This window comes from Pyruvatibacter mobilis (assembly GCF_012848855.1).
In the GTDB taxonomy this organism is placed as follows: Bacteria; Pseudomonadota; Alphaproteobacteria; order CGMCC-115125; family CGMCC-115125; genus Pyruvatibacter; species Pyruvatibacter mobilis.
Map to the genome: position 1 here is coordinate 20,524 of NZ_CP051630.1, position 21,721 is coordinate 42,244.

The following is a 21,721-nucleotide window of genomic DNA, read 5'->3' on the forward strand; positions in this document are numbered from 1 at the left end:
GCGCGTCAGGCATTCAGCAATTCTCCGTATACATTCAACGTTTGGCTGACGACGGCATCAACGGACAGGCCTGCTTCTACGTAAGCCCGGCCGGCGCGTCCCATGCGGTGGCGCAGGTCGGCGTCGGTGATGAGGCGGGCCAGGGCGTCTGCCAGCGGAGCTGTGCTGCGTGCGGGGACGAGCAGGCCGGTATCGCCCTCCACGATTGCGTCGCGGCAGCCGGGGACGTCCGTGGTGACGATAGGCAAGGCACAGGCTGCGGCTTCCAGCAGCGATTTGGGCAGGCCTTCGCGATAGGAGGGCAGGCAGGCGATGTGAGCGCTGCGGTTAAGCGCGGCCATATCTGTAACGTGGCCGGTCCAGGTCACCACGCCCTCCTGCGTCCAGCTGTTGATTTCGTCTTCGGTGATGGCGGAGCGGTTGGCGGGGTCGAGCCCGCCGGCCAGGATGAATTCTGCTTCAAGGCCCTTGGCCTGCAGCTGCCGGGCGGCGTCGACGAATTCGCGCACGCCCTTGTCGGCCAGCATGCGGGCGGCAAGGGCGACGCGCACCGGCGGGACATTAGGTGGTGGGGAAGCGGGCGTGAAGATGGCGATGTCGACCCCGGACCCGCGGATGAGGCGCGTATTGGTGGGGGAGACGGCAAGCGGTCCCGTCACGAGATTTCGGTCGTCCGGGTTCTGAACGATGACGCGGCACGCCCGGCGGCCTGCGAGCGCTATCCGCAAAGCGGGCAGCAAGGCGGACTGAATCAGCTTGTCGCGCGCAGACGTCCCGAGGAAAAACGAACCAACGCCGGTGACGGACGCCGCCAAGGGTGTTCCGGTGCGGCGCGTGATGAGACCGGCATAGAGCACCGGCTTGAGCGTGTAGGCGTGGACGACGCCTGGGCGCAGGTGACGCACCAGGCGGTGCAGCGCCGACAGGCTCTCAAGCTCAGCCAAAGGGTTGCCAAAGCCGCGCGCCAGGGGCAGGTGGTGGAAGGTGAGGCCTTCAAGCCCGAGCGCAGCAGCGCGGCAACACGCGGCGTCGGCTTCGTCCATGGCCACGTGCACGTCGAAGCCATCATCAATGGCACCAATCGCCTGCGGCAGCCGGTGATTGAAGAAGCTGTCGAGCTGGTTTGCCACCATCAGCAGGGAGCGCCTTGTCATATGTTCCAGTGCTCCCGCCAGGCTTCCAGCATGAGGATGGTCCACAGCTTGTTGGCCAAATTCTCCCGGCCGGACAGGTGCCGGCGCCAGGCTTCCTGAATTGGTGCTGCGTGGAGCAGTCCGCCAGCTTCAATGCGGGCCGGGTCCAGCAGATGGTCACCCCACTCGCTCAGCGGTCCCCGCAGCCAGTCGCCAATGGGCACGCCGAACCCCTGCTTGGGGCGATCCATCAGCTGGTGCGGCAGGCGGCGGGCCAGCAGTTCCTGCAGCAGCCATTTGCCCTTGCCGCCGCGCAGTTTCATGTGTTCCGGGAGGGTCCAGGCGAATTCGTAGAGCCGGGTATCGAGCAGAGGGCTGCGAACTTCCAGGCTTACGGCCATGGAGGCGCGGTCCACCTTATGCAGCGGGTCGGTCGGCAGGTAGTGCAGGTAGTCACCCAGCATCATGTCTCCGGCAAGCGTCGGAAGAGATACATACTCGGAGCGTACGCCGGGGACGGGAGTGATGCCGCGCACGAGTGTGGCCGGGTCATCCCAGACCGACTGGAAGAAAAGATAGAGCGCTTCGGTATCCCGCGCTGCCAGCGCCCCGGCCAGCTTGAAGAGACGGTCGCCGGCCTGGGGCTGGCCGAGGGGAGCCAATAGCCGATCCCACACACGTGGCGGCAGGCTGCGCGCCAGAGCACTAATCGCCCGGCGCAGGGTAAGCGGCCATGTCCGGAGGGTGCCGGCAAGGCGCTGGGCATGAATGTGGCGGTTGTATCCGCCAAAGACTTCGTCGCCGCCATCACCGGACAGCGCGACTGTGACGCGTGACCGTGCAAACCGGCTGATCAGATAGGTGGGGATCTGAGAGGAATCCGCAAAGGGCTCGGAGTAGATTTCCGGCAATCGCGGGATCACGTCGCGGGCATCTGTGCCTGAGAGATATAGCTCGTGATGATCCGTGCCCAGGGCGCGCGCGACGGCGGCGGCATGCTCGGCTTCATTATAGCCGGCCTCGTGGAAGCCGATCGTATAGGTCTCGACGGGGCGGGTTGCGTGGTCACACATCATGGCGACAACGCAGCTTGAATCGATGCCACCGGACAGGAACGCGCCTACCGGGACGTCAGCGACCATACGCTCCGCTGTTGCGGCTGAAAGACGCGCGGTGACTTCCGTCAAGGCGTCTGCGTCCGTCATGTCACGCGGCGCCGCCTGACCCGTTCGGGCAATTGAGGCCGCGTCCCAGTAGCGTGGTGCGGCAGCGATCACCGTTCCGAGATCTGCAGGTGCGGCTGTGGGGTCGATGGTGATGTAGCTGGCCGGAGGCAGTTGCCAGCAATCGCGCAGGATCGAGTGCGGAGCGGGCACGGCCATGAATCTGAGATAGAGCGCGGTGCTCTGAGGGTCTATCTCACGCGCGATGTCATCGCGCTTGAGGATGCCACGGAGCTCTGAAGCAAAAGCGAGACCCGTGGCCGTGCGGGCAATGTAAAGAGGCTTCTTGCCGGCCCGATCGCGGGCAAGGGTCAGGGTGCGTGCCTGCCGGTCCCACAGGGCAAAGGCGAACATGCCGTGGACGCGCGCCAGGGCGTCCTCCACGCCCCATTGCTCAATCGCGGCGAGCAGCACTTCCGTATCGGAATGGCCGGTGAAGTTGTGGCCGAGGCCGGCCAGTTCCCGCGCCAGAGAAGGGTAGCCGTAGATTTCGCCGTTATAGGAGATGACGAAGCGGCCAGACGACGAGGCCGATGTGGCTGACACCATCGGCTGCGCGCCAGCCTGGGTCAGATCGAGAATGGACAGGCGACGATGCCCCAGATTGACACCCGCCTCATCGTCAGACCATGTGCCCGCGGCATCCGGCCCGCGATGGACCAGGGCAGTGGTCATTTTCAGCAGCTGCTCTTGCTGGAAAGCAGGGGACGCAGTTTCACCGGCGCTGAATGAAATGTGACCGGCAATGCCGCACATTGTGGCTTCATCCTGTAAGATCATGGTTGCCGGAAGCCGGATCAGCCCCCAGCTAAACGGCATAACTGGCCCTGCACTTGCTTGCAACAATGCCTGTAGCGTGGCCTATGGTCGGTCTGCGTTACCAGCTCTGCTATTTTCATCGTGCCCCCGGCGACAATTTCCGCGTGCATCCCGGGGTGAGTAGCCAAGTGGATATCGATGCCACCCTTTGTTGAACGCGCTGCGTCCCTGGTGCGATCCGACCTGCTGACCACGTGGCAGTCCCTGTCATCGAAGGGGGCCGCGCGCGCGATGGCTGTGGTCGCGGGGGGTGTTTTCGGGGCGCGTGTGCTGACGGCGCTGGGCTATCTGGTCATTGCCTGGTTCTACAGCGCTGAAGTGTTCGGCCTGTTCTCCGTCTATATTGCGCTCAGCCTGGTACTGCAGCTGGTCATCACCGCGGGCTATAGCGGTGCGATCGTGGTGGAGAAGGAAGACCGCTGCGCGGCTCTCGTGACCGGCGTCAGCCTTGCGGCGGCCGCGGTCATTCTGTCTCTGGTGACGGCTGCTGTGCTGCTGGTGCCGGAGGCAATTGCGCGGCTGGTGGGCGTTCCGGCCCTGGCGGAGCTCTTGTGGGTGCTGCCTATCGGCGTTGCGGCGCGCATGCTGCAAACCCTCTTTACCCAATGGTCCATCCGGTCCGGGCGCTTCGGCGACCAGGCACTGACCCATATCGCTTTTGCCGGCGTGCAGACGGGCGGGCAGGCCGTCATGGCCGTGGCGGGGATGGGCACGGCCTTTGCGCTGGTAATGATCGACCTTGCCGCCGTTGTGGTGTCCGTTGCCGTGCTGGCCTGGCACGAGCTGCGGCCGCTTGTTCGCGTCATTCGTGCCCATGTGACGGGCAGTGGGCTGTGGGAAGCGGCGGTTCAATGGCGGGACATGCCGCGCTTTGCACTCCTTACCAACCTGATCACCGGTGCCTGGCAGCAAGGGCCTGTGCTGGTTGCGGCGGCCGCCCTCGGGGGCGGAGCCGTGCTTGGGCAGGTGGCGCTGGCGTTGCGGGCGCTTGAGCTTGTGCTCCAGGTGGTGAATGCGTCCCTCAGCAACGTTGCGATGCGGCATATGGCGCAAGCACGGGGTGGTGAGCGCTATCAGCAGTTCAAGCGGTTTGCCCGGCAGCTGTTCCTGGCAGGCCTTGGCGTTTATCTCGTCTCGGCTGCCGTCCTCTTTGTGGGTGTGCCCTTTGTGCTCAAGCCTGGCTGGGCAGATGTGCCGGTGCTGTTCGGCCTGCTGGTGCCCGCCTATGTGCTGAACGTCACCGTGGTGCCTGTTTGGTTCGTCTACACGCTGGCGCGGCGGCTGGGGCGCGGGCTTCTTCTGCGGCTGGCCTATCTCGCCGTATTGGCACTTGCCTGGCTATATGCCGTGGCGACGCAGGACCTTTACGGTGCCCTGATCTGCTTCAGCCTGTGCGGGGCTGCGGTGGGGGCCATGGTGCTGGTGGATATGCGTGGAATTCTGCGGGCGGGGATCGATCCTGCTGAGGAGCAGGAGGCGCGGGACGCCTTGGCAAAACCCGTCACGGCAGGCGATTAGACGGTGCAAACTCTCCCTTTGCGTTGGCGGCAAAGGTCGTGTATACCCTCGCGACTTGAATTCGGCCCGGTGCCCCGAAAGGCAGTCCGGGCCGCTCGATTTTGGCTATATGGCGCGAAGCCGAGGGCACGGGAACCCGGGCCGGCTGGCGCGACACAAAGGTGAAAACCCATGGCGGTCCCCAGAAGTAAAGTTACCAAGATGAAGCGCGGCCAGCGCCGCAGCCATCACGCGCTGAGCCAGCCGGCTTACGTGGAAAACGCGGATTCCGGCGAACTGCACCGTCCGCACCACATCGACCTGAAGAGCGGCATGTATCGCGGCCGCCAGGTGCTGGAGCCGAAGGACGACGCCTGAGGCGTTTTCCCGGGCATCAGCCCGCAGGATATGAATCAAGGGGCCTTTGGGCCCCTTTTTTCGTGGAATTTCCGGGGGAAAGGCGTCTGGTTATGCCGGGCGTCCAGGTGAGGCATCGGCGTCACGGCTGTGCCTCAATTTGCCGGTAACCATTATGGCAGCGCGCGGGTTTGCCGGGTTTCGTGGTAGGAAATCCACGGGGCTTTGACAGTTCGGCGGGGCAACCGGGTCACAGGGGATGTGATGCGGGGCCGTCGCCGTCATGAGATTTCGGGGGATTTCCCAATGATTGCCATCATTCCGCTGCTGATCATCCTGCTGATCGCCTACAACATCGTCGTGTTCATCACCGGGCCGGACCTGGCGGCAACGCTGTTTTCCGTCGACATGGTGTCGGGCGCTGTGTGGAGCTTCTCGGTCGCTGACCTGTTCCTGGTCACCGGGCTGATCCTGCTCTTCATTGAAATCGTGAAGGCGACGAGCACCGCACAGACTTCGATTATCAATCATGGCCTGTCGATGCTGGTGTTCGTGCTCTGCATTGTTGAATTCATCATCGTGCCGGAGGCCGCCAGCTCGACGTTCTTCTTCATCACCATGCTGGCGCTGCTCGATGTGGTGGCCGGTTTCTCGGTGACGATCACGACCGCGCGCCGCGACTTCGCCGTCGGCGAGTAGGCGCGCGCCAGAAACGACCTAGCAAATCAGGCTCGCCCAGGCGTCATCCAGCGCCTGGGCGAGCTTTTTTGTGGCGTCGGTGGTCTGGCGGCGTGTGCCATCCAGTTCCGTCACCGGGCAGATACCCCACAGGCTGTTGGTAAGGAAGATGTCATCGGCCGACCGAAGTGCCTCGATGCTCAGGGGCGCTTCATCCACTGTCAGGCCATGATCCGGGGCGAGGGTCAGCACGTCGGCGCGGGTGATGCCGGCCCGGATGGCGCCATCGTCGGGCGGGGTGAGCAGGCGTTTGCCGGACATAACAAAAACGTTGCCGATGGTTGCGCAGGCGATGCCGCCCTGTTCGGTCAGCATCAGGGCTTCGTCGGCTCCGGCAGTATCCGCCTCGCGCCTGGCGATCACATGATCTGTGTAGTTGAGGGTCTTGAGTGCGCTGGCAGGGCTTGTTCGCACCTTGCGGACGCTGCTGGTCATGACGCTGAGCCCCTGTGGCGCGGGCGGAGCCTGTGTGGCTGTGATTATCAGTGTCGGTTGTGGCGTCGCCGGAAGCGCCAGACCGCGGCCGGCGGGCCCGCGGGTGAGCGTGATGCGGAGGCTGGCGCGGTCAGCATCATGCAGGCCGTTGGCGGCCAGGGTTTCAGAGGCGGCTGCGCGGAGACCGGTGGCGCTGAGGGGCAGGGGAATGCCCAGGATTGCGGCGCCTTCCGTCAGCCGAGTGATGTGGCGGTCGAGATTGATGATCATGCCATGGCGGGCCAGCAGGGTCTCAAAGAGGCCGTCCGCCAGCAGCAGGCCGCGATCCGCCGGGTCAATGCGGGCATCGGCTGCGGGGATGAGGTCGCCATTGAGCCAGGTAATGGCGTTTCCGGTCATGCCGCGGCGCCCTTCCGGCCGGCCTGATGCCGGGCTGAGAGGGTGAGGAAGTTCTCCAGCAGGGCGTGGCCATGGTCGGTGAGCACGCTTTCAGGATGGAACTGCACGCCATAGGCAGGCGCCTCGCGGTGTTCGATGGCCATGATGGTTGCCGGGTCATTGGCCAGCTGCGCTGTGGCCGCAAGGGGCCGTGGCAGCGTGCCGCCGGCGATGAGGGAGTGATAACGGCCAACAGTCAGCGGATCAGGCAGGCTTTTGAAAAGACCTGTGCCCGCATGAGTGATGGGGGAGGCCTGGCCGTGGACCGGGCGCGCGGCACGGGAAATGGTGCCACCACAGGCGGTGACCAGGCATTGGTGGCCGAGGCAAACACCCAGGAAGGGTGTCCGGGTACGGATGGCTTCAGCCGCGAGTGCGGTGGAGATGCCGGCTTCAGCAGGTGTACAGGGGCCGGGCGACACGACTATAGCATCGGCGCCCATGGCCATGGCATCGCTGACCGTCAGGACGTCATTTCGGTAGATGGTGACGTCCTGGTCCAGCTCCCGGAAATAGCGGGCAAGGTTGTGGACGAAGCTGTCGTAATTATCGATGATGAGGATCATGCGCTCTCCCCTGTGAGGGCTCGGCGCATGGCGCTGGCCTTGGTCAGGGTCTCGTCATATTCCGCCTGCGGATCGCTATCCGCCACGATGCCGCCGCCTGCATGATAGGTGATGGTTTCTCCCGATACCGTCAGGGTGCGGATGGGGATCGACATGTCCATGGCACCTGAGAGGCCGATGAATCCCAAGGCGCCGCAATAGGCACCGCGCGGATGCGGTTCCAGCTCGCGGATGATTTCCATTGCCCGCACTTTGGGCGCGCCTGTGATTGAGCCGCCGGGGAAGCACGCCGCCAGGCATTCGAGGGCCGACCGATCGCGGGCAAGCGTGCCGGTAACGGTGGACACCAGGTGGTGGACGTTCCCGAAACTGTGCAGCTCGCACAGGGCTTCGACCTTGACTGAGTGATCCTGCGCCACGCGGGAGATGTCGTTGCGCAGAAGGTCGACAATCATCACGTTCTCGGCGCGGTCCTTGGGGCTGTCTGAAAGCTCCCGGGCAAGGCGCGTGTCCTCGTCCGGTGTCGCGCCGCGCGGGCGGGTCCCCTTGATGGGTTCGGTGCGGATGTGGCCGTCAGCCGACACGGAGAGGAAGCGCTCGGGCGAAGATGACACGAGTTGTCTGTCCGGCAGGGTGAGGAAGGCAGCGAAAGGCGCAGGGGTGCGGTCCGCCAGGCGCTGATAGATGTCGAAGGCGGTCAGTCCCCGTGGCAGCGTTGTGTCGAACCGCTGGGTGAGATTGGCCTGGAAGATGTCGCCTGCATGGATCAGCTCGATAACGCGGGCAACTGCAGCGCGATAATCGTCCGGGCTGACGGTGGCGGATGGTGCGGGGCAGGCGATGGTTGACGGTGCCGTCGCCGGGCGGGCTGTCTCGATCAGGGTCCGGAGGCGGGTGCGCTTTGCCCGGGTCTTGTCGGTATCCCAAGGCGACACAATGACGGCGTGGTCAGCGCCTTGTGGGAATGCCGCAACGGCATCATAGAAGCCGACAGTGAGGACTGGAGTGTGGGCTGGCAGGTCGCCGCGCCCGGGCAGGCGCTCGAGATCATAGGCCAATTCATAAGCGAACATGCCCGCCGCCCCGCCGGTGAAGGGCAACGCAGTGTCCGTGGTCTGGTATCCGCCATGGCGGGTGGCCCAGGCGTCCAAGGCGTGCTGCAACCGTGCAAAGGAAGATCCAGCGCGAGCAGGGTCCAGGTCACCCAGTGTAATCGTGAGCGTCTCGTCCGGATCGAGCAGAAGATAGGCGGTGCCGCAGCCCGCCTGCCAATCCAGGAGTTGAGCAAAGACCTCTGACGCGACCGGGGCAAACACATCAACGGGACGGATGTCCTGGCCGAGTGGCACCTGCACAGGAGATGGCGCGCCGGCGACGCTGCGTTGTTTCCGCGGCCCGGCGGCGGATGCCGTCGGGGCTGGCTGGCTGACAGAGCTGGCGGTTGTGGCTGACAGGGCTCGGCTTCCTTGTTCCCGCCTTGCCTTTGGCGGGCGCAGTTGCTTTGGTGCTGGCGACAGTAGCGCATTTAAGCCGTGTGCGGCGTGAGGCCAAGAGAGACCTGCCATGCAGGCGGCTTGACGCGCACCGGGGACAAGGGAGGGCTGGGCCAATGACCAATACGTTCCGCGACAAGATGATGGACGGCAAGGTGGCGTTTTTTGCAGGCGCGTCCTCGGGTATCAATTTGGGTGTGGCCCAACGCTTTGCCCGTGAGGGTGCCAAAGTGGTGCTGATCTCGCGCAGCCATGACAAGATTCAGGAGGCTGTTAAGACGATCACTGATGAGGGCGGAGTGGCGTTCGGCATGGCCTGCGATGTGCGGGACTTCGAAAGTGTCGATCAGGCGCTGAAGAAGGCGCATGATGAGTATGGTCCGATTGATTTCGTGCTCTCCGGGGCAGCTGGCAATTTCGTGGCTCCGGCCCTGGGCATGTCGTCGAACGGCTTCAAGGTGGTGGTTGATATCGACCTGATCGGCACCTTCCACGTGTTCCGTGCTTGCTTTGCCTATCTCAATCGGCCTGGCGCATCGTTGGTAGCGATTACCGCGCCGCAGGCGGTGCAGCCGTCGATGTTCCAGGCTCATGTGTGCGCTGCCAAGGCGGGTATCAACCAACTGGTGAAATGCCTGGCGCTGGAATGGGGGCCGGGCGGCGTGCGCGTCAACGCAGTATCGCCGGGGCCGATTGCCGATACCGAAGGTATGCGCCGTCTGGCGCCGACGCCGGAAGTGGAAGAGATGATCAAGAGCACGATTGCGCTTCGGGACTACGGCTCCAAGGAAGACATTGCAGAAACCTGCCTGTGGCTCAGCAGCGAAGCGTCACGCTATGTGACCGGTACGATCATCGATTGCGATGGCGGCACGACGCTGGGGTCCGCGCAGGGGGATGCGATAGGCGAGCTCGGCGAGCAGGTGCCGTCGCTCGGCCGCTAGGGGTGCCGGCACATCAGAATGGCGCTCTTTTTTGATCAGAAATGGTTCACCGACCGGCTGAACGCGCTTGGCAAGACGCCGAACGGGTTGGCTGAGGCGATGGGCATTCCGCTTATTGATCTTGCCGCCGTCTGGAAAGATCAGCGGGAACTGTCCGTTGAGGAAGTCCGCGCAATGGCGGAGTTTCTTGATGCGCCGGTGCAGGATGTGGCGTCGCATGCGGGAATCTCAACGCCAATACCTGTTGATGAGGGCGCCGACGGGAACCCTGATACAGAACAACCAAATGCCGTGCTGGCGCGTTTTGATCGAATGGACGCGCGGCTGGAGCGGCTGGAGCGGATGATGGGCGATGTTCACGCCCTGTTGATGGAAGAGCGCCTTGCGCGGCTGGATGAAGCGGGGCTGGGTATCGCTTCGGGAAAGGACACCGAAACACAATGACTGGGATCAGCAGCGCCCTACCGGCGATCTTTGCGGGGTTTCTCCTTGGGGCGGCGATTTACGCAGTCACCCAGGGGCGGGCCTCTTCCGTCAACGGACGGATTTTCTGGATGGTGGCGTTTTTGTCATTCGTCGTGGCCGGTGGCTTTGCTGTCGCCCGCCTTTTCGTCGAAGGCGTGCAGCCGGTTTATGCATCGGTAATGGGGTTTGCCACATCTGTTGGCTTTGCGGCCGTACTGATCGGCGTTGTGTCCCATCTTGTGCGCATTGTGCCGGAGCGGTGGACGACGATCATTCTCGCCATTCCTGTCGTTGTTTATGTGGTGGCCGTGCTGACGGACCAGGTCTTCTATGTGGGGCTTGTCCAGGTCGTGCTGCTGATCGGCATGACGGGTTTGGCAGCATGGAAATTCGAGAGCTTCCCCAAGGCATCCATCTGGCTGATCGCAGCCACGCTGGCTTTTGCCATCCTGCCCGCCATGCTGATGCGGCTGGCGCCGGGGCTTGGGGTAACCGCGATGGATGTGGGGCATCTCGCCATGGCGCTGGGCATTCTTGCTCTGGTGCAGGTCATGGCGGCGCCGGGCATTGAAGGTGCTGCGCGGCAAGACTGAACAGGAACAGATGAATGCGTGACTTCCAGCTTCCCGGCCGGTCGACGGTCCACAGCCTCAATGGCATGTGCGCCTCGTCGCATCCGCAGGCCTCACTCGCAGCGGTTGAGATCATGCGGGCGGGGGGCAACGCGGTGGATGCAGCTATTGCCGCCAGCGCCGTGCTCTGCGTCGTTGAGCCGATGATGACCGGGATCGGCGGTGATTGCTTCGTGCTCTATGCGCCGAAGGGATCGGGCGATGTGATCGGCCTTAACGGGTCCGGGCGTGCCCCCAAGGGGCTGTCGCGGGACTATTTGCTGGACAGGGGCGAAACGAGTGTCGGGTTCCAGTCAGTCCATTCGGTGACCATCCCGGGTGCCGTCGATGCGTGGGCGAAGTTGCTTGCGGATCACGGGACCATGGGCATGGACAGGGTGTTGCAGCCGGCCATCGCACTATGTGAGCAGGGTTTTGCCGTGGCGCCGCGCACGGCGATGGACTGGATGTTTCTGGAGCCGCAGATCAGGCTCGATGAGGATCTCACTGCGCTCTATCTGCCGACCGGTTCAACACCCAAGGTTGGTGATCTGTTCAGGAGCATCGCGCTGGGGAAGACCTTCCGCGCCATCGCCGAAAGCGGGCGAGCCGGGTTCTATGAGGGGGAAGTCGCCGAGCGCATGGTGGCGACGCTACGCGCGAAGGGCGGCACCCACACGCTTGATGATTTTGCTGAAACCTCAGCTGATTACGTGACGCCCATCGGGACGGATTTCAGAGGGCACAGGCTGTTTGAGATACCACCCAATGGCCAGGGCATCACCGCGTTGATCGCACTCAACATCCTGTCGCGGCTGGAACTGGACGGGCTGGACCCGCGTGGGCCGGACCGGGTGCATCTGCAGGTGGAAGCGGCACGGCTCGCCTATGCGGCGCGTGATGCCCATGTGGCCGACATGGATCAGGCCGACGTGCCTGTCGACTATTTGCTGTCTGATGGTTTTGCTGACGAGCTTGCAGGCAAGATCGATCCAGGCCGGGCGATGGACCTGCCCCAAGCCGGGGACAGCCCGCACAAGGACACGACCTATCTCACTGTCGTGGACAAGGACCGGAACGCAGTCTCGTTCATCAATTCTCTGTTTCAGGGGTTCGGTGCCTGCATCGCGGATGAAGCGACGGGTGTAGTGTTCCAGAACAGGGGTGCGGGCTTTGTGCTGAGTGAGAACCACCCCAATTGCCTGGCGCCGGGCAAGCGGCCGATGCACACCATCATTCCGGCGATGCTGGTGAAGGATGGGCGCGCCGCCATGTCCTTCGGTGTGATGGGCGGACATTATCAGCCCATGGGCCACGTGCAGGTGCTGATGAACATGTTGGCCTACGGCATGGATATCCAGGAGGCGATTGATTTTCCCCGCTTCCTTACCGAGGACGGCGTTCTTGCCATGGAGCGAGGGCTGCCGGCCGCCACCTATGATGCCCTCAAGGCGCGGGGCCACACGGTCAGTAAAGCGCTGCCTCCGTTCGGCGGGGGGCAGGGCATTGTCATCGATTGGGATCGGGGAACCCTGGCCGGCGGGTCAGACCCGCGCAAGGATGGGGCCGCACTCGGCTACTAGGCGGTCTTGTCGGCCAGACGTCCGGGAACCGCACTGGGCGAGGTGCTGTGCAGACCCTCATTGAGTGTCTGAGCGCGGGCATAGGCGCGGGTGCCGGAGCACAAAGCGGCCTGCGGGTCACTGGGGATGTTGTGCCAATTCGGGATTTCCCGCCACAGGACACGGGCACCCGGCCCGCGCGGATCGGCTGGTCGGGGCTGCGAACTTGTGTCTTTGGGGGCAGATTTCGTGGTGGTGGCCGGATTATCTGCAAAAGATGCCACGCGCGGTGCCGCGGCAACGCGGTGCGGAAGGTGAACAAATCTGGTGCGGCCAATCCTCATGGGCCTGTCGGAGCAAACCCGGTGCCAGATTTCATTAACCAATGATGCTGACAGATTGTCCGGTCCGGCTGTGGCAAGCGGCGATGTTTCGTCTTTTTTAAGAGCTAGATGCGAGTTTTCCGCAATATCGCACGGCTATGGCTGCCTGAAGCGGCAGGTGTGTGACGTGCGGCGCGTGAGGAACTGGGGCTCGTATTTGACGATGCGTGACAACGAGCGGGACAATGGAGCCGGTGCTGCAAGAATGGCAGCCCACTCCCCGGACGGCGCCACAGCTGCGGCTGGTGCAGCTGCCGACCGCCTGCGCGCGCTCAGCGCTGCGGGCATCTCCCTTTATGAGTGGGATGTGCAGAGCGACGTCATTACCTGGGACGCCACCGCGCATGCCTTGTTCGGACTTGCGGTGGACCCGGCACTCGCGCGGCATCTGGATACCGGCAGGGCCTATGCGCGGCTGATCGACCCTGACGCCGGTACGGCGCGCTATGACGCGGTGATGGCGAGCGACAAGATTGATCGCGGCGACGGGGTGTCTTTTCAGTGTGAATACGCGGTGCAGCTTCCGGGTATGGAGCATGCGGTATGGGTGGAAGACGCCGGTATCTGGTATGCCGGTGAAACGGGGCGGCCGGGGCGCGTGGTTGGTGCGGTACGCAATGTGTCCGAGCGTAAACGATCCATCCGCAAGCTGACTTACCTGGCGAGCTATGACGAGCTAACCGGTAATGTGAACCGGGCACGTCTGCGGGAAGTGCTGTCGCAGACGATTGCCTATGGCGAGCGTTTTGACCGGACCTCGGCGTTTCTGATGGCCGGCATCGACAATCTGGCAATGATCAATGAGGCCTACGGGTTCGACGTGGCGGACCAGGTGATTGTTGCCGTGTCGCAGCGGCTGCGCGAGGAGCTACGTCAGGCAGACATTCTGGGCCGCGTTGCCGGCAACAAATTCGGTATCATTCTATCAAACTGCCGCGAGGAGCAGATCGTGACCACGGCTGAACGGCTGATGGATTGCGTGCGCGGCAAGGTGATCGATACGGGGGCGGGGCCAGTCTCCGCAACCATCTCCATCGGGTGTGTCTCGATCCCGCGCTGTGCGCATAACGCGACCGAAGCGCTGTCCCGGGCGGAGGAGACCCTTGACGCCGCCAAGGCAACGCGGCGCGGCGCCTATGCGCTCTACCAGCTATCGGAGCAGCGTGAGTCCCGCCGTAAGCGGAATATCCAGCTTGCTGATCAGATCGTGGCGGCGCTCAAGGAGGACCGCCTGCTTCTGGCCTATCAGCCGATCATCGCTGCGAAGACAGGCGAAGCTGAGCTGCATGAGGCGCTCCTGCGTATGCGCCGTCCCGGTGGCGAGATCGTATCGGCAGGTGAATTCATTCCGGTCGCCGAGCAGCTGGGGCTGGCGCGGCTGATCGATCACCGGGTGCTGGAGCTTGCGGTCCGCACATTGCGGACATATCCGTCGGCTCATCTGGCTATCAATGTCTCCGGCATGACGGCGGTCGATCGCAGCTGGATCGATGCGATGACGGCCTTTGCGGCAGAGACGCCGGACATCACCTCACGCCTGATCGTCGAGATCACCGAAACGGTCGCCCTGCATGAGCTTGAAGAGTCCGCCCGCTTCGTGCGCGACCTGCGGAGCCTGGGGTGCCGGGTGGCGATTGATGATTTCGGGGCAGGCTATACGTCGTTCCGCAATCTGAAGGCGCTGGATGTCGATATGGTCAAGATCGACGGCTCCTTCGTGAAGGGGCTGGTGCGCAGCCGCGACGACCAGCTTTTCGTCCAGACGCTGGTGCACCTGGCCAAGAACTTCAACCTGCCGGTGGTGGCTGAGTGGGTGGGCAATGAAGATGAGGTGACTCTGCTGCGCGCCTATGGCGTCGATTACCTGCAGGGTTTCTTCCTCGGTGAACCGGTGATCGAAGCGCCGTGGTCACAGACGAGCGCGACATCCGCCTCTGCTGTCAGCGCCTGAGCTCCGCCCGGACAGTCTATTTTTTCTTGTTGCCGGACAGGGCATCGAGCTGGCGCTGCATATCGACCATCTGCTGCTGCAGGCTTTCGATCTTGGCGTCTTTCTCAGCGGTGTCGTCGTCAGAGGCGTCAGCGTCCTGATGGCGCGCTTCGGCCTGCTGTGACGCAAAGGGGTTGAGGGCGCGGACGGCACCCTCAATGGCCGCCACATTTCCCCGCACTTGTTCTTCGAGCGCATGCATGCGCTCCTCGCCAACGGCGCTTGCCAGCCTTCCACGCAGGCGCTCCTGCTCCTTGGCGAAATTCTCGAGGCTCAATTCCAGGAAGCCGGGGACGGCGGCCTGCATGCTGTCGCCATAGAACTTGATGAGCTGGCGCATGAAGCGGACGGGCAACAGGCTCTGGCCGCCTTTCGCCTCTTCCTCGAAAATGATCTGTGTAAGGACAGACCGGGTGATGTCCTCACTGGTCTTTGCGTCGATGACCACGAAATCCTGGTTCTGTCGCACCATGTCGGCCAGATGGTCCAGCGTCACATAGCTGGAGGTTGCCGTGTTGTAGAGACGGCGGTTCGCGTATTTCTTGATGGTGACCGGCTCGTTGCCGGAGGACCGCTTCTTAGCCACGTCGCATGCTTTCCGTCGGTTTGAGGGTTCGGGCAGGTGATGTGCCGGGGCAGGGGAGCCCCGTGCAAATCGGCGCTGCCGAACATTTCGTCACATTCTCGCGTAGCGATGCTGCGATGCGCAAGTGCGGTTGCGAGGGCGCCCCTGCGGAAAATGCTGCGACTGCGAAGAATATGGCGGGAAACTGCCGGTTTTGACGGCAGATGCGGGGGGTGGCGCTGCCCGTGATCACCCGTTTCGGCAGGGCGGTTACTGGTCTTGCGGTGTGGTTTGCGCGTCGGCATTGGCTTGTGCCGCCAGCAGGGCCTCGTATTCCGCGTCGCGATCCCGGCGGCCAATGGCTGGATGAACCCAGTGATCGACCGGGCCGACATCGACATGCACATAGGGCGTGCGGGTCGGGTAGTAGCCGGCGCCGCCGCGATTGAGCTTCCGGGCCGCCTTGTAGACGGCATCAGGCCGGGCAAAGTCCTGGGTGATATCGATCGCCATGCCGCGCATGTGGAATGAGCCCGGGTCAACCGACGTGGACTGGGCCGCCAGCCATGCATTGGTGCGCTCGGACCGGAAGGCCGACATGATGTAGATGGGGGCCGATGATGTGGTGAGCTGATCGATGTCCCACAGAAGGTCCATCAGGGCCGGGCTCATCTCGGTGGTGGTGTTGGTGCGCAGGTCACGCATGAACCACGCCAGGCGCTGGAAGGCGCCTTTCTGGTAGTCGCCGTCGGCCCAATAGGTGATTTTGAGCTTCTCACCCGAATTCAGGCTCTGCATGCGCAGGGTGCGCTTGTAGGGGGCGTCAGCCCGCAGGATTGCGGGTGCGCTGACGAGCCCTGTGGCAAGGCCCAGCGTTGCAGCGGCGGACGTCTTGATGAGCGTGCGGCGGGTGGTCATCGGTCAGAGGTCTCGAAGCTTGAATGCGATGTGGCTTCAGTTTGCCACGGAGGGGCGAAGGGTGGGTGACGTATCGGTCACAGGCTGGCGCTCGGTTGCCGACAATTGGGGAGAAGAAGGCCTGGCACCGATGGCGCTTGCGGCGAGTTCTGGCTGGCCAGGTCTGGCATGGCCGCGAGGCACCATATGCACCGCCTGATAGCCGCGGCGCGCCAGTTCATCCAGGATCTTTTCCAGCATGGTGGACGTGCGGTGATGGGTGTCATGGAAGATGACGATGCCCGAACCCTTGTACTCGATCATCCGCAGGGCGCGCTTGTAGAGCGTCCAGGGGGAGATGCGGCGCCAGTCGTCCGTGCCCATGTCGCAGGAGAAGGTCGCAATGTCATTTGCCGCGAGATAGCGGCGCAGGCGGCTTGTGTGGTTGAGGCCCGGAAACCGGAAGAAGGGCGCGACCCGGGCGGGCCGCCCTTCCAGGTCCTCAAGCCCGGCAAGGGCTGCACGGGTTGCCCCGATACCGCGGTCGATCTGCCGGACGGATGCCTTGTAGGACATGCGCGAGAGGATGGGATGGGACCAGGTGTGCGTGGCGATGGTATGCCCGCGCGCCCAGGCATCGCGCACAATCTCTGGGTGCAGTTCCGCGTAGCGGCCGACAACGAAGAACGTCGCCTTGATGCAGTGACGGTCCAGCACGTCCAGTATCTTTGGCGTGTGCTCCGGGTTTGGGCCGTCGTCGAAAGTGAAGATGATCTCCTTCGGGCGCAGCGGCAGGGTGGACCGGTATTGCATGGTGCCGAAATCCGCCCCGCCAGTCGTATCCACTTCAATTGTGCGGGCGGTGCCCATGGCGCCGGGCTTGCCGTTGCAGGCGGGCGTATCTGCCAGCGCCGGAACGGCTGCAATGGCTGCAAGAAATCCCAACGCCGGTGCGGCCCTGCGCGCCAGATCAAGAAGTCTGAAATGTCCCGGCATGACGCCGCCCCCCGGATGTCCCCTGACGGGACTATAGATCAAGGAAGCAACAAATCGGAGTCGGCGCCACCGGAAGGCTTAACCGTTGGGACGGACGCCCTGCGGCAGTCGTCACCCGCCCGCCGGACGCGGTTTGGGGTGCCAGTCGGGTGGTGCCATTTCGAACTGGGCAAACTCAAAGCCGGGCGCGACAGTACAGCCACACAGGGTCCAGGTGCCGAGTGATTCAGCAGTCTGCCAGTGACCGGCGGGGACAATGGCCTGGGGGCGCTGACCTGCCGAAAGCTCCGGGCCGAGGCGAAAGGCTTCGGCGTCATGACCATCAGGGGAAATGGTCAGCGCCAGCGGGCCACCGCCATACCAGTGCCAGACCTCGGCAGCATCCAGCACCCGGTGCCAGTGGGAGACATCACCTGCTTCCAGCAGATAGTAGATCGCGGTTGAATGCCCGCGCGGGCTGCCGGCGGTATCGCGGAAAGTCTCGCGGAACCAGCCGCCTTCAGGGTGCGGAGCCAAGTCCAGCGCCTTGATGATGTCCTGAGCATTCATGGGTGCCTCGGGCCTTCAGAAATTGTCCTTCAGTTCGCGGGTCTTTGCGAAGACATCCACGAGGTCCGCGCCTTCAAGGCCCACGGTTTCCTGCAGGTTCGGGCTCTGCGGCCTCAGGAAGGGGTTTGTCGCCTTTTCAAGGCCGATGGTCGTCGGCACGGTCGGTTTGCCCTCCCGGCGCAGTTCGTCAATCTGCCGCGCTCGGCTTGCCAGCGCCTCGTTCCCGGGTTCGACGGACAGGGCGAACTTTGCATTGGCCTGGGTATATTCGTGGGCGCAATAGACCGTGGTGGCGTCCGGCAGGGCGGCTAGCTTCGACAGGCTCTCCCACATCTGGGGCGGGGTGCCCTCGAAGATACGGCCGCAGCCGAGCGCGAACAGGCTGTCGCCGACAAAGGCGATGCCAGCCTCATCGAAATAGTAGGCAATGTGGCCCACTGTGTGGCCGGGGACGCCGATGACCTTTGTCTTCACATCTCCGAACTCGACGGTATCGCCGTCACCCACGGCGCGGTCGATGCCCGGGATTTTCGATGCTTCGTCCCTGGGGCCGATGACCGTGCAGCCGGTCCGCGTTTTCAGCTCCTGATTGCCGCCGGCATGGTCGAAATGGTGGTGGGTGTTGAGAATGTGGGTCAGGCGCCAGCCCTTTTCGTCCAGCGCCTTGAGGATCGGCTCCACTTCCGGGGTGTCGATGGTCGCCGTCTCCCCGGTCTTCTGCGAATGGAGCAGGTAGCCGTAATTGTCGGAGAGGCAGGGAATCTGGTGGACGATGAGATCGCTCATGGGGGCGCTCCTTAAGACGCGAGGGGCTCGCTCTCTTGGGGTAGGGGAGAGATTGGCTGCAGCCTAGGGCGGCGGGCCTGTTTTTTCAAAGGCAGCTCTCAAGTGGGGGCATCAGGGCTTTGCGGCAACGACCTTGCAACGCATCTCTGGTAGGTTTCCCGCCATGCATCTCGATGTCGTTGATCTCAGGGATTTCTACGGTCTGCCGCTGGGCAGGGTGGCGCGGCGGCTTGTCGGCCATGCGGTGCGGCGGGTGTGGCCGAACGTGGCCGGCATGAATGTGGCCGGGCTTGGTTACGCAACACCCTATCTGGGGCAATTCCGGGATGAGGCCGCGCGTGTGGTGGCCCTTATGCCGGCGCAGCAGGGCGTGCTGCATTGGCCGCGCCAGGGACGCATGCTGACAGGCCTCGTGGATGAGGTGTGTCTGCCGCTGGCGGATGCATCCGTGGACAGGCTGTTGCTGGTGCATCACCTGGAAGGTGCCGATCAGTTGCGTCCGGCCCTGCGGGAAGCCTGGCGGGTGCTGGCACCCGGCGGGCGTATTCTTATTGTTGCGGCCAACCGGCGCGGAATGTGGGCGCGTATCGAATCAACGCCATTCGGCCATGGGCAGCCCTTTTCGCGCGGACAGCTGGTGTCGCTGCTGCGGCAGAGCATGTTCACGCCTGTCGAGTGGGGCTCTGCGCTGTTCATGCCGCCTGTGGGCTGGCGGGTGTTCATGCGCTCGGCTGTGGCGTGGGAGCGCCTCGGGGCTACTCTCTGGCCGCGGTTCTCAGGCGTCATCCTCGTGGAGGCGACCAAGCAGATCTATGCACCCACCGGTCACCGGGAGCGCGCCCGGCGGCGGCTGCCGCTTGTGGCGCCGGTGGCGAGCCCCGCCCCGGCCCGCAGCTTCCGCGATGGTGCCGCCACATACGGGGATGCTTGCCGAGACTAGATGCGGGTTTTAGGTTTGGCGCCACATACCGTTGCAGCACAAACCAACAACCAAGGGACACGCCCCCATGCGCATGGTCACCGCCATCATCAAACCCTCCCGGATCGACGAGGTGCTTAACGCGCTCTCGGGTATCGGCATCCAGGGCCTCACCGTCACCGAGGTGAAGGGCTATGGCCGACAGAAGGGCCAGACCGAAGTCTATCGCGGCGCTGAGTATATCGTGCAGCTGGTGCCGAAGGTGCGTGTCGACGTGGCATGCCATGATGCCATGGCTGACAAGATCGTTGATGCCATCGCGGGCGCCGCGAAAACGGGCAAGATCGGCGACGGCAAGATCTTTGTCAGTGACCTGATGTCCGCCATGCGCATCCGCACGGGCGAATCCGGAAACGAGGCGATCAACGGCTGATGCCCGGCAGGCTGCGCGTCGGTGACGCGTGGCTAGCGGCTTCTCAGAAGGAAAATGGCCTGTTCGGCGGTGGCGTTCCCCCACCAGCCGGGCGGGCCATTTTTTGTGTCCGCCGACCCGTTCATCCCCAGCAGCACAGTGGTTTCCACCCGGGCGCCCAGGACATCGCACAGGGCAGTGAAGTCACGCAGGGTGCACAGGTGGATGTTGGGGGTTTCCCACCATTCATAGCCCAAGGCCGGGGTGACCGGCATGCGGCCATGCAGGGCCAGATGAGCGCGCACTTTCCAATGGCCGAAATTGGGGAAGGAGACGATCACCCGTTCACCGATGCGCAGCATCTGCGTCAGCACTTCGCGCGGGTTCTGGGTAGCCTGGATGGTTTGCGACAGCACGACGAAATCGAAAGCGCGGTCGGGGTAGTCTTCGAGGTCCGTGTCGGCGTCGCCCTGAATGACCGACAGGCCTCGGGCCACGCAGGCATTCACGCCCGTCTGCGATAGTTCCAAGCCGCGACCGTCTACCTTGCGTTCATCGCGCAGGATTTCGAGCAGGTGGCCGTCTCCGCACCCCACATCCAGCACGCGTGCACCGGGTGTCACCAGGTCGGCGATGCGGGCCAGGTCAGCGCGGGTGGCGCGGGGCGGGGCGGGCATAGCGGCAGCCATCGATCCGTCCCCGTTCCTAAAGGCCGCGGGCGCGGGCAGAGGCGCCGATGAAGCCGAGAATGGTGTCGTGCAGTTCCGGCTCGTCCAGCAGAAAGGCGTCGTGGCCCTTGTCGCTTTCGATTTCCACGAAACTCACATTGGCAGCCACGGCATTGAGGGCGTGAACCACCTGCCTGCTTTCCGAGGTGGGGTAGAGCCAGTCGCTGGTAAAGGACGCCACGCAGAACCGGGTCTCGGTGCCGCGGAAGGCATCCGCCAGGGTGCCCGTGTCACAGCCCATGCGGCGGGCGTGATCGGCAGCCAGGTCGAAGTAATCCATGGCCCGGGTGATGTAGAGGTAGGAATTGGCGTCGAAGCGGTCGACGAAGGTTGAGCCCTGGTAGCGCAGATAGCTTTCGATCTGAAAATCGGCATCGAAGCCATAGGTCACCGCATCCCGGTCCTGCAGATTGCGGCCGAACTTGCGGTGGAGGGCTGCCTCCGACAGATAGGTAATGTGCGCAGCCATGCGCGCGACGGCCAGTCCCTTGGACGGATAGGCGTCGCTGCCGTCATAGGCGCCTGCCTGCCAGTTGGGGTCGGCCATGATGGCCTGCCGGCCAACTTCATGGAACGCAATGTTCTGGGCCGAGTGGCGGGCGGCTGTGGCAATGGGCATCGCTGAGAAGACGCGCTCCGGGTAGGACGCGCACCATTCAAGAACCTGCATGCCGCCCATCGAGCCGCCGGCCACGCAGAACAGCTGCTCGATGCCGAGCGCTTCAACCAGCATGGCCTGGGCGCGCACCATGTCGCCGATGGTGATCACCGGGAACTCGAGGCCATAGGGCTTGTCGGTCGCCGGGTTGATGGCTGTGGGGCCCGTCGTGCCCGAACAACCGCCGATCACATTCTGGCAGATGACAAAGAAGCGGTCCGTGTCGATCGGGCGGCCAGGGCCTACCATGCGGTTCCACCAGCCATCCTTGCCGGTGACCGGGTGTCGGTTGGCCGCGTGCTGGTCGCCTGTCAGGGCATGGCAGACGAGCACGGCGTTGGATTTGTCAGCGTTGAGTGTGCCGTAGGTCTGGTAGGCGATCTCAACGGGGGCGAGCTTCACGCCGCTGTCGAGCTGCAGAGGCTGATCCATGCCGAAACGGTGCACACAGGCTTGCGCGCCTGATGCCTGGCCTTCGGTATCGGTAATGGTCTCAGCGTTGGTCATTGCCGCCATGTAGGGTCGCGCTACCGGACTGTCACCGGCTTAAGGCGCAA

The 21,721-nt window shown here is 63.7% G+C and carries 22 protein-coding genes; 10 read left to right on the top strand and 12 right to left on the bottom strand.

Annotation, left to right across the window (positions count from 1 at the left end):
* Positions 1-5 precede the first annotated feature (5 nt).
* Together HG718_RS00100 and asnB are read right to left on the bottom strand one after the other, a co-directional pair.
* Positions 6-1,154, bottom strand: coding sequence for a glycosyltransferase family 4 protein (locus tag HG718_RS00100; protein WP_160586516.1), 1,149 nt, complete (start codon positions 1,152-1,154; stop codon positions 6-8).
* Positions 1,151-3,175 (bottom strand): asparagine synthase (glutamine-hydrolyzing), encoded by a 2,025-nt coding sequence (gene asnB, locus HG718_RS00105; protein WP_308936407.1) that lies wholly within the window; start codon positions 3,173-3,175, stop codon positions 1,151-1,153. The genes HG718_RS00100 and asnB overlap by 4 nt, the downstream gene beginning before the upstream one ends.
* Before the next feature lie 138 nt (positions 3,176-3,313).
* On the opposite strand from asnB, the gene HG718_RS00110 reads away from it, so the two are divergent.
* The 3 genes from HG718_RS00110 to HG718_RS00120 all read left to right on the top strand — a co-directional run bounded on the left by HG718_RS00110 (position 3,314) and on the right by HG718_RS00120 (position 5,728).
* Positions 3,314-4,693, top strand: a complete 1,380-nt coding sequence (locus HG718_RS00110) for an MATE family efflux transporter (protein WP_160586518.1) — start codon at positions 3,314-3,316, stop codon at positions 4,691-4,693.
* Between the two features lie 171 nt (positions 4,694-4,864).
* Complete coding sequence (gene rpmF / locus HG718_RS00115) at positions 4,865-5,050, top strand: 50S ribosomal protein L32 (protein WP_027840597.1); 186 nt, start codon at positions 4,865-4,867, stop codon at positions 5,048-5,050.
* A 285-nt stretch (positions 5,051-5,335) separates the two neighbouring features.
* Positions 5,336-5,728 carry a hypothetical protein gene (locus HG718_RS00120; RefSeq protein WP_027840598.1) on the top strand — a complete coding sequence of 131 codons (393 nt, stop codon included), beginning with the start codon at positions 5,336-5,338 and terminating at the stop codon, positions 5,726-5,728.
* An 18-nt stretch (positions 5,729-5,746) separates the two neighbouring features.
* Here the strand turns inward: HG718_RS00120 and HG718_RS00125 are convergent, their stop codons facing one another.
* From HG718_RS00125 to pabB, 3 genes are read right to left on the bottom strand one after another with little or no spacing between them, the layout of a single operon-like run.
* Positions 5,747-6,601: an aminotransferase class IV gene (locus HG718_RS00125; protein WP_160586519.1), complete on the bottom strand. Its 855-nt coding sequence runs from the start codon at positions 6,599-6,601 to the stop codon at positions 5,747-5,749.
* Entirely contained in the window at positions 6,598-7,206 is a 609-nt protein-coding gene (locus HG718_RS00130; RefSeq protein ID WP_160586520.1) for an anthranilate synthase component II, read from the bottom strand. The genes HG718_RS00125 and HG718_RS00130 overlap by 4 nt, the downstream gene beginning before the upstream one ends.
* Entirely contained in the window at positions 7,203-8,561 is a 1,359-nt protein-coding gene (gene pabB / locus HG718_RS00135; RefSeq protein WP_160586521.1) for an aminodeoxychorismate synthase component I, read from the bottom strand. Before pabB ends, HG718_RS00130 begins: the two co-directional genes overlap by 4 nt.
* 254 nt (positions 8,562-8,815) lie before the next feature.
* On the opposite strand from pabB, the gene HG718_RS00140 reads away from it, so the two are divergent.
* The 5 genes from HG718_RS00140 to HG718_RS00160 all read left to right on the top strand — a co-directional run bounded on the left by HG718_RS00140 (position 8,816) and on the right by HG718_RS00160 (position 14,615).
* Positions 8,816-9,643: an SDR family oxidoreductase gene (locus tag HG718_RS00140; protein WP_027840602.1), complete on the top strand. Its 828-nt coding sequence runs from the start codon at positions 8,816-8,818 to the stop codon at positions 9,641-9,643.
* Between the two features lie 18 nt (positions 9,644-9,661).
* Positions 9,662-10,087, top strand: a complete 426-nt coding sequence (locus tag HG718_RS00145) for a hypothetical protein (RefSeq protein WP_160586522.1) — start codon at positions 9,662-9,664, stop codon at positions 10,085-10,087.
* A complete protein-coding gene (locus HG718_RS00150; RefSeq protein WP_027840603.1) occupies positions 10,084-10,701 on the top strand; it encodes a hypothetical protein in 618 nt (205 codons plus the stop codon). The genes HG718_RS00145 and HG718_RS00150 overlap by 4 nt, the downstream gene beginning before the upstream one ends.
* Before the next feature lie 14 nt (positions 10,702-10,715).
* Complete coding sequence (ggt, locus tag HG718_RS00155; RefSeq protein WP_160586523.1) at positions 10,716-12,302, top strand: gamma-glutamyltransferase; 1,587 nt, start codon at positions 10,716-10,718, stop codon at positions 12,300-12,302.
* Between the two features lie 567 nt (positions 12,303-12,869).
* On the top strand, positions 12,870-14,615 hold the full coding sequence (locus HG718_RS00160) for a putative bifunctional diguanylate cyclase/phosphodiesterase (protein ID WP_160586524.1): 1,746 nt from the start codon (positions 12,870-12,872) through the stop codon (positions 14,613-14,615).
* 16 nt (positions 14,616-14,631) lie between these two features.
* Here the strand turns inward: HG718_RS00160 and phaR are convergent, their stop codons facing one another.
* From phaR to gloB, 5 genes are all read right to left on the bottom strand, one after another.
* A complete protein-coding gene (phaR, locus tag HG718_RS00165; protein ID WP_160586525.1) occupies positions 14,632-15,240 on the bottom strand; it encodes a polyhydroxyalkanoate synthesis repressor PhaR in 609 nt (202 codons plus the stop codon).
* Between the two features lie 249 nt (positions 15,241-15,489).
* Complete coding sequence (locus tag HG718_RS00170) at positions 15,490-16,137, bottom strand: peptidoglycan L,D-endopeptidase MepK (RefSeq protein ID WP_160586526.1); 648 nt, start codon at positions 16,135-16,137, stop codon at positions 15,490-15,492.
* Between the two features lie 36 nt (positions 16,138-16,173).
* Positions 16,174-17,112, bottom strand: coding sequence for a polysaccharide deacetylase family protein (locus HG718_RS00175; protein ID WP_160586527.1), 939 nt, complete (start codon positions 17,110-17,112; stop codon positions 16,174-16,176).
* A 111-nt stretch (positions 17,113-17,223) separates the two neighbouring features.
* Positions 17,224-17,661 (bottom strand): cupin domain-containing protein, encoded by a 438-nt coding sequence (locus HG718_RS00180; RefSeq protein WP_160586528.1) that lies wholly within the window; start codon positions 17,659-17,661, stop codon positions 17,224-17,226.
* A gap of 15 nt (positions 17,662-17,676) precedes the next feature.
* Entirely contained in the window at positions 17,677-18,447 is a 771-nt protein-coding gene (gloB, locus tag HG718_RS00185) for a hydroxyacylglutathione hydrolase (RefSeq protein WP_160586529.1), read from the bottom strand.
* A gap of 163 nt (positions 18,448-18,610) precedes the next feature.
* Between gloB and HG718_RS00190 the strand changes: the two genes are divergently transcribed.
* On the top strand, positions 18,611-19,387 hold the full coding sequence (locus HG718_RS00190; RefSeq protein ID WP_027839466.1) for a methyltransferase domain-containing protein: 777 nt from the start codon (positions 18,611-18,613) through the stop codon (positions 19,385-19,387).
* Positions 19,388-19,454: 67 nt separating this feature from the next.
* Positions 19,455-19,799, top strand: coding sequence for a P-II family nitrogen regulator (locus HG718_RS00195; RefSeq protein WP_160586530.1), 345 nt, complete (start codon positions 19,455-19,457; stop codon positions 19,797-19,799).
* Positions 19,800-19,831: 32 nt separating this feature from the next.
* Here the strand turns inward: HG718_RS00195 and metW are convergent, their stop codons facing one another.
* Entirely contained in the window at positions 19,832-20,467 is a 636-nt protein-coding gene (gene metW, locus HG718_RS00200) for a methionine biosynthesis protein MetW (RefSeq protein ID WP_160586531.1), read from the bottom strand.
* 16 nt (positions 20,468-20,483) lie between these two features.
* Complete coding sequence (metX, locus tag HG718_RS00205) at positions 20,484-21,671, bottom strand: homoserine O-acetyltransferase MetX (RefSeq protein ID WP_160586779.1); 1,188 nt, start codon at positions 21,669-21,671, stop codon at positions 20,484-20,486.
* Between the last annotated feature and the right edge of the window lie 50 nt (positions 21,672-21,721).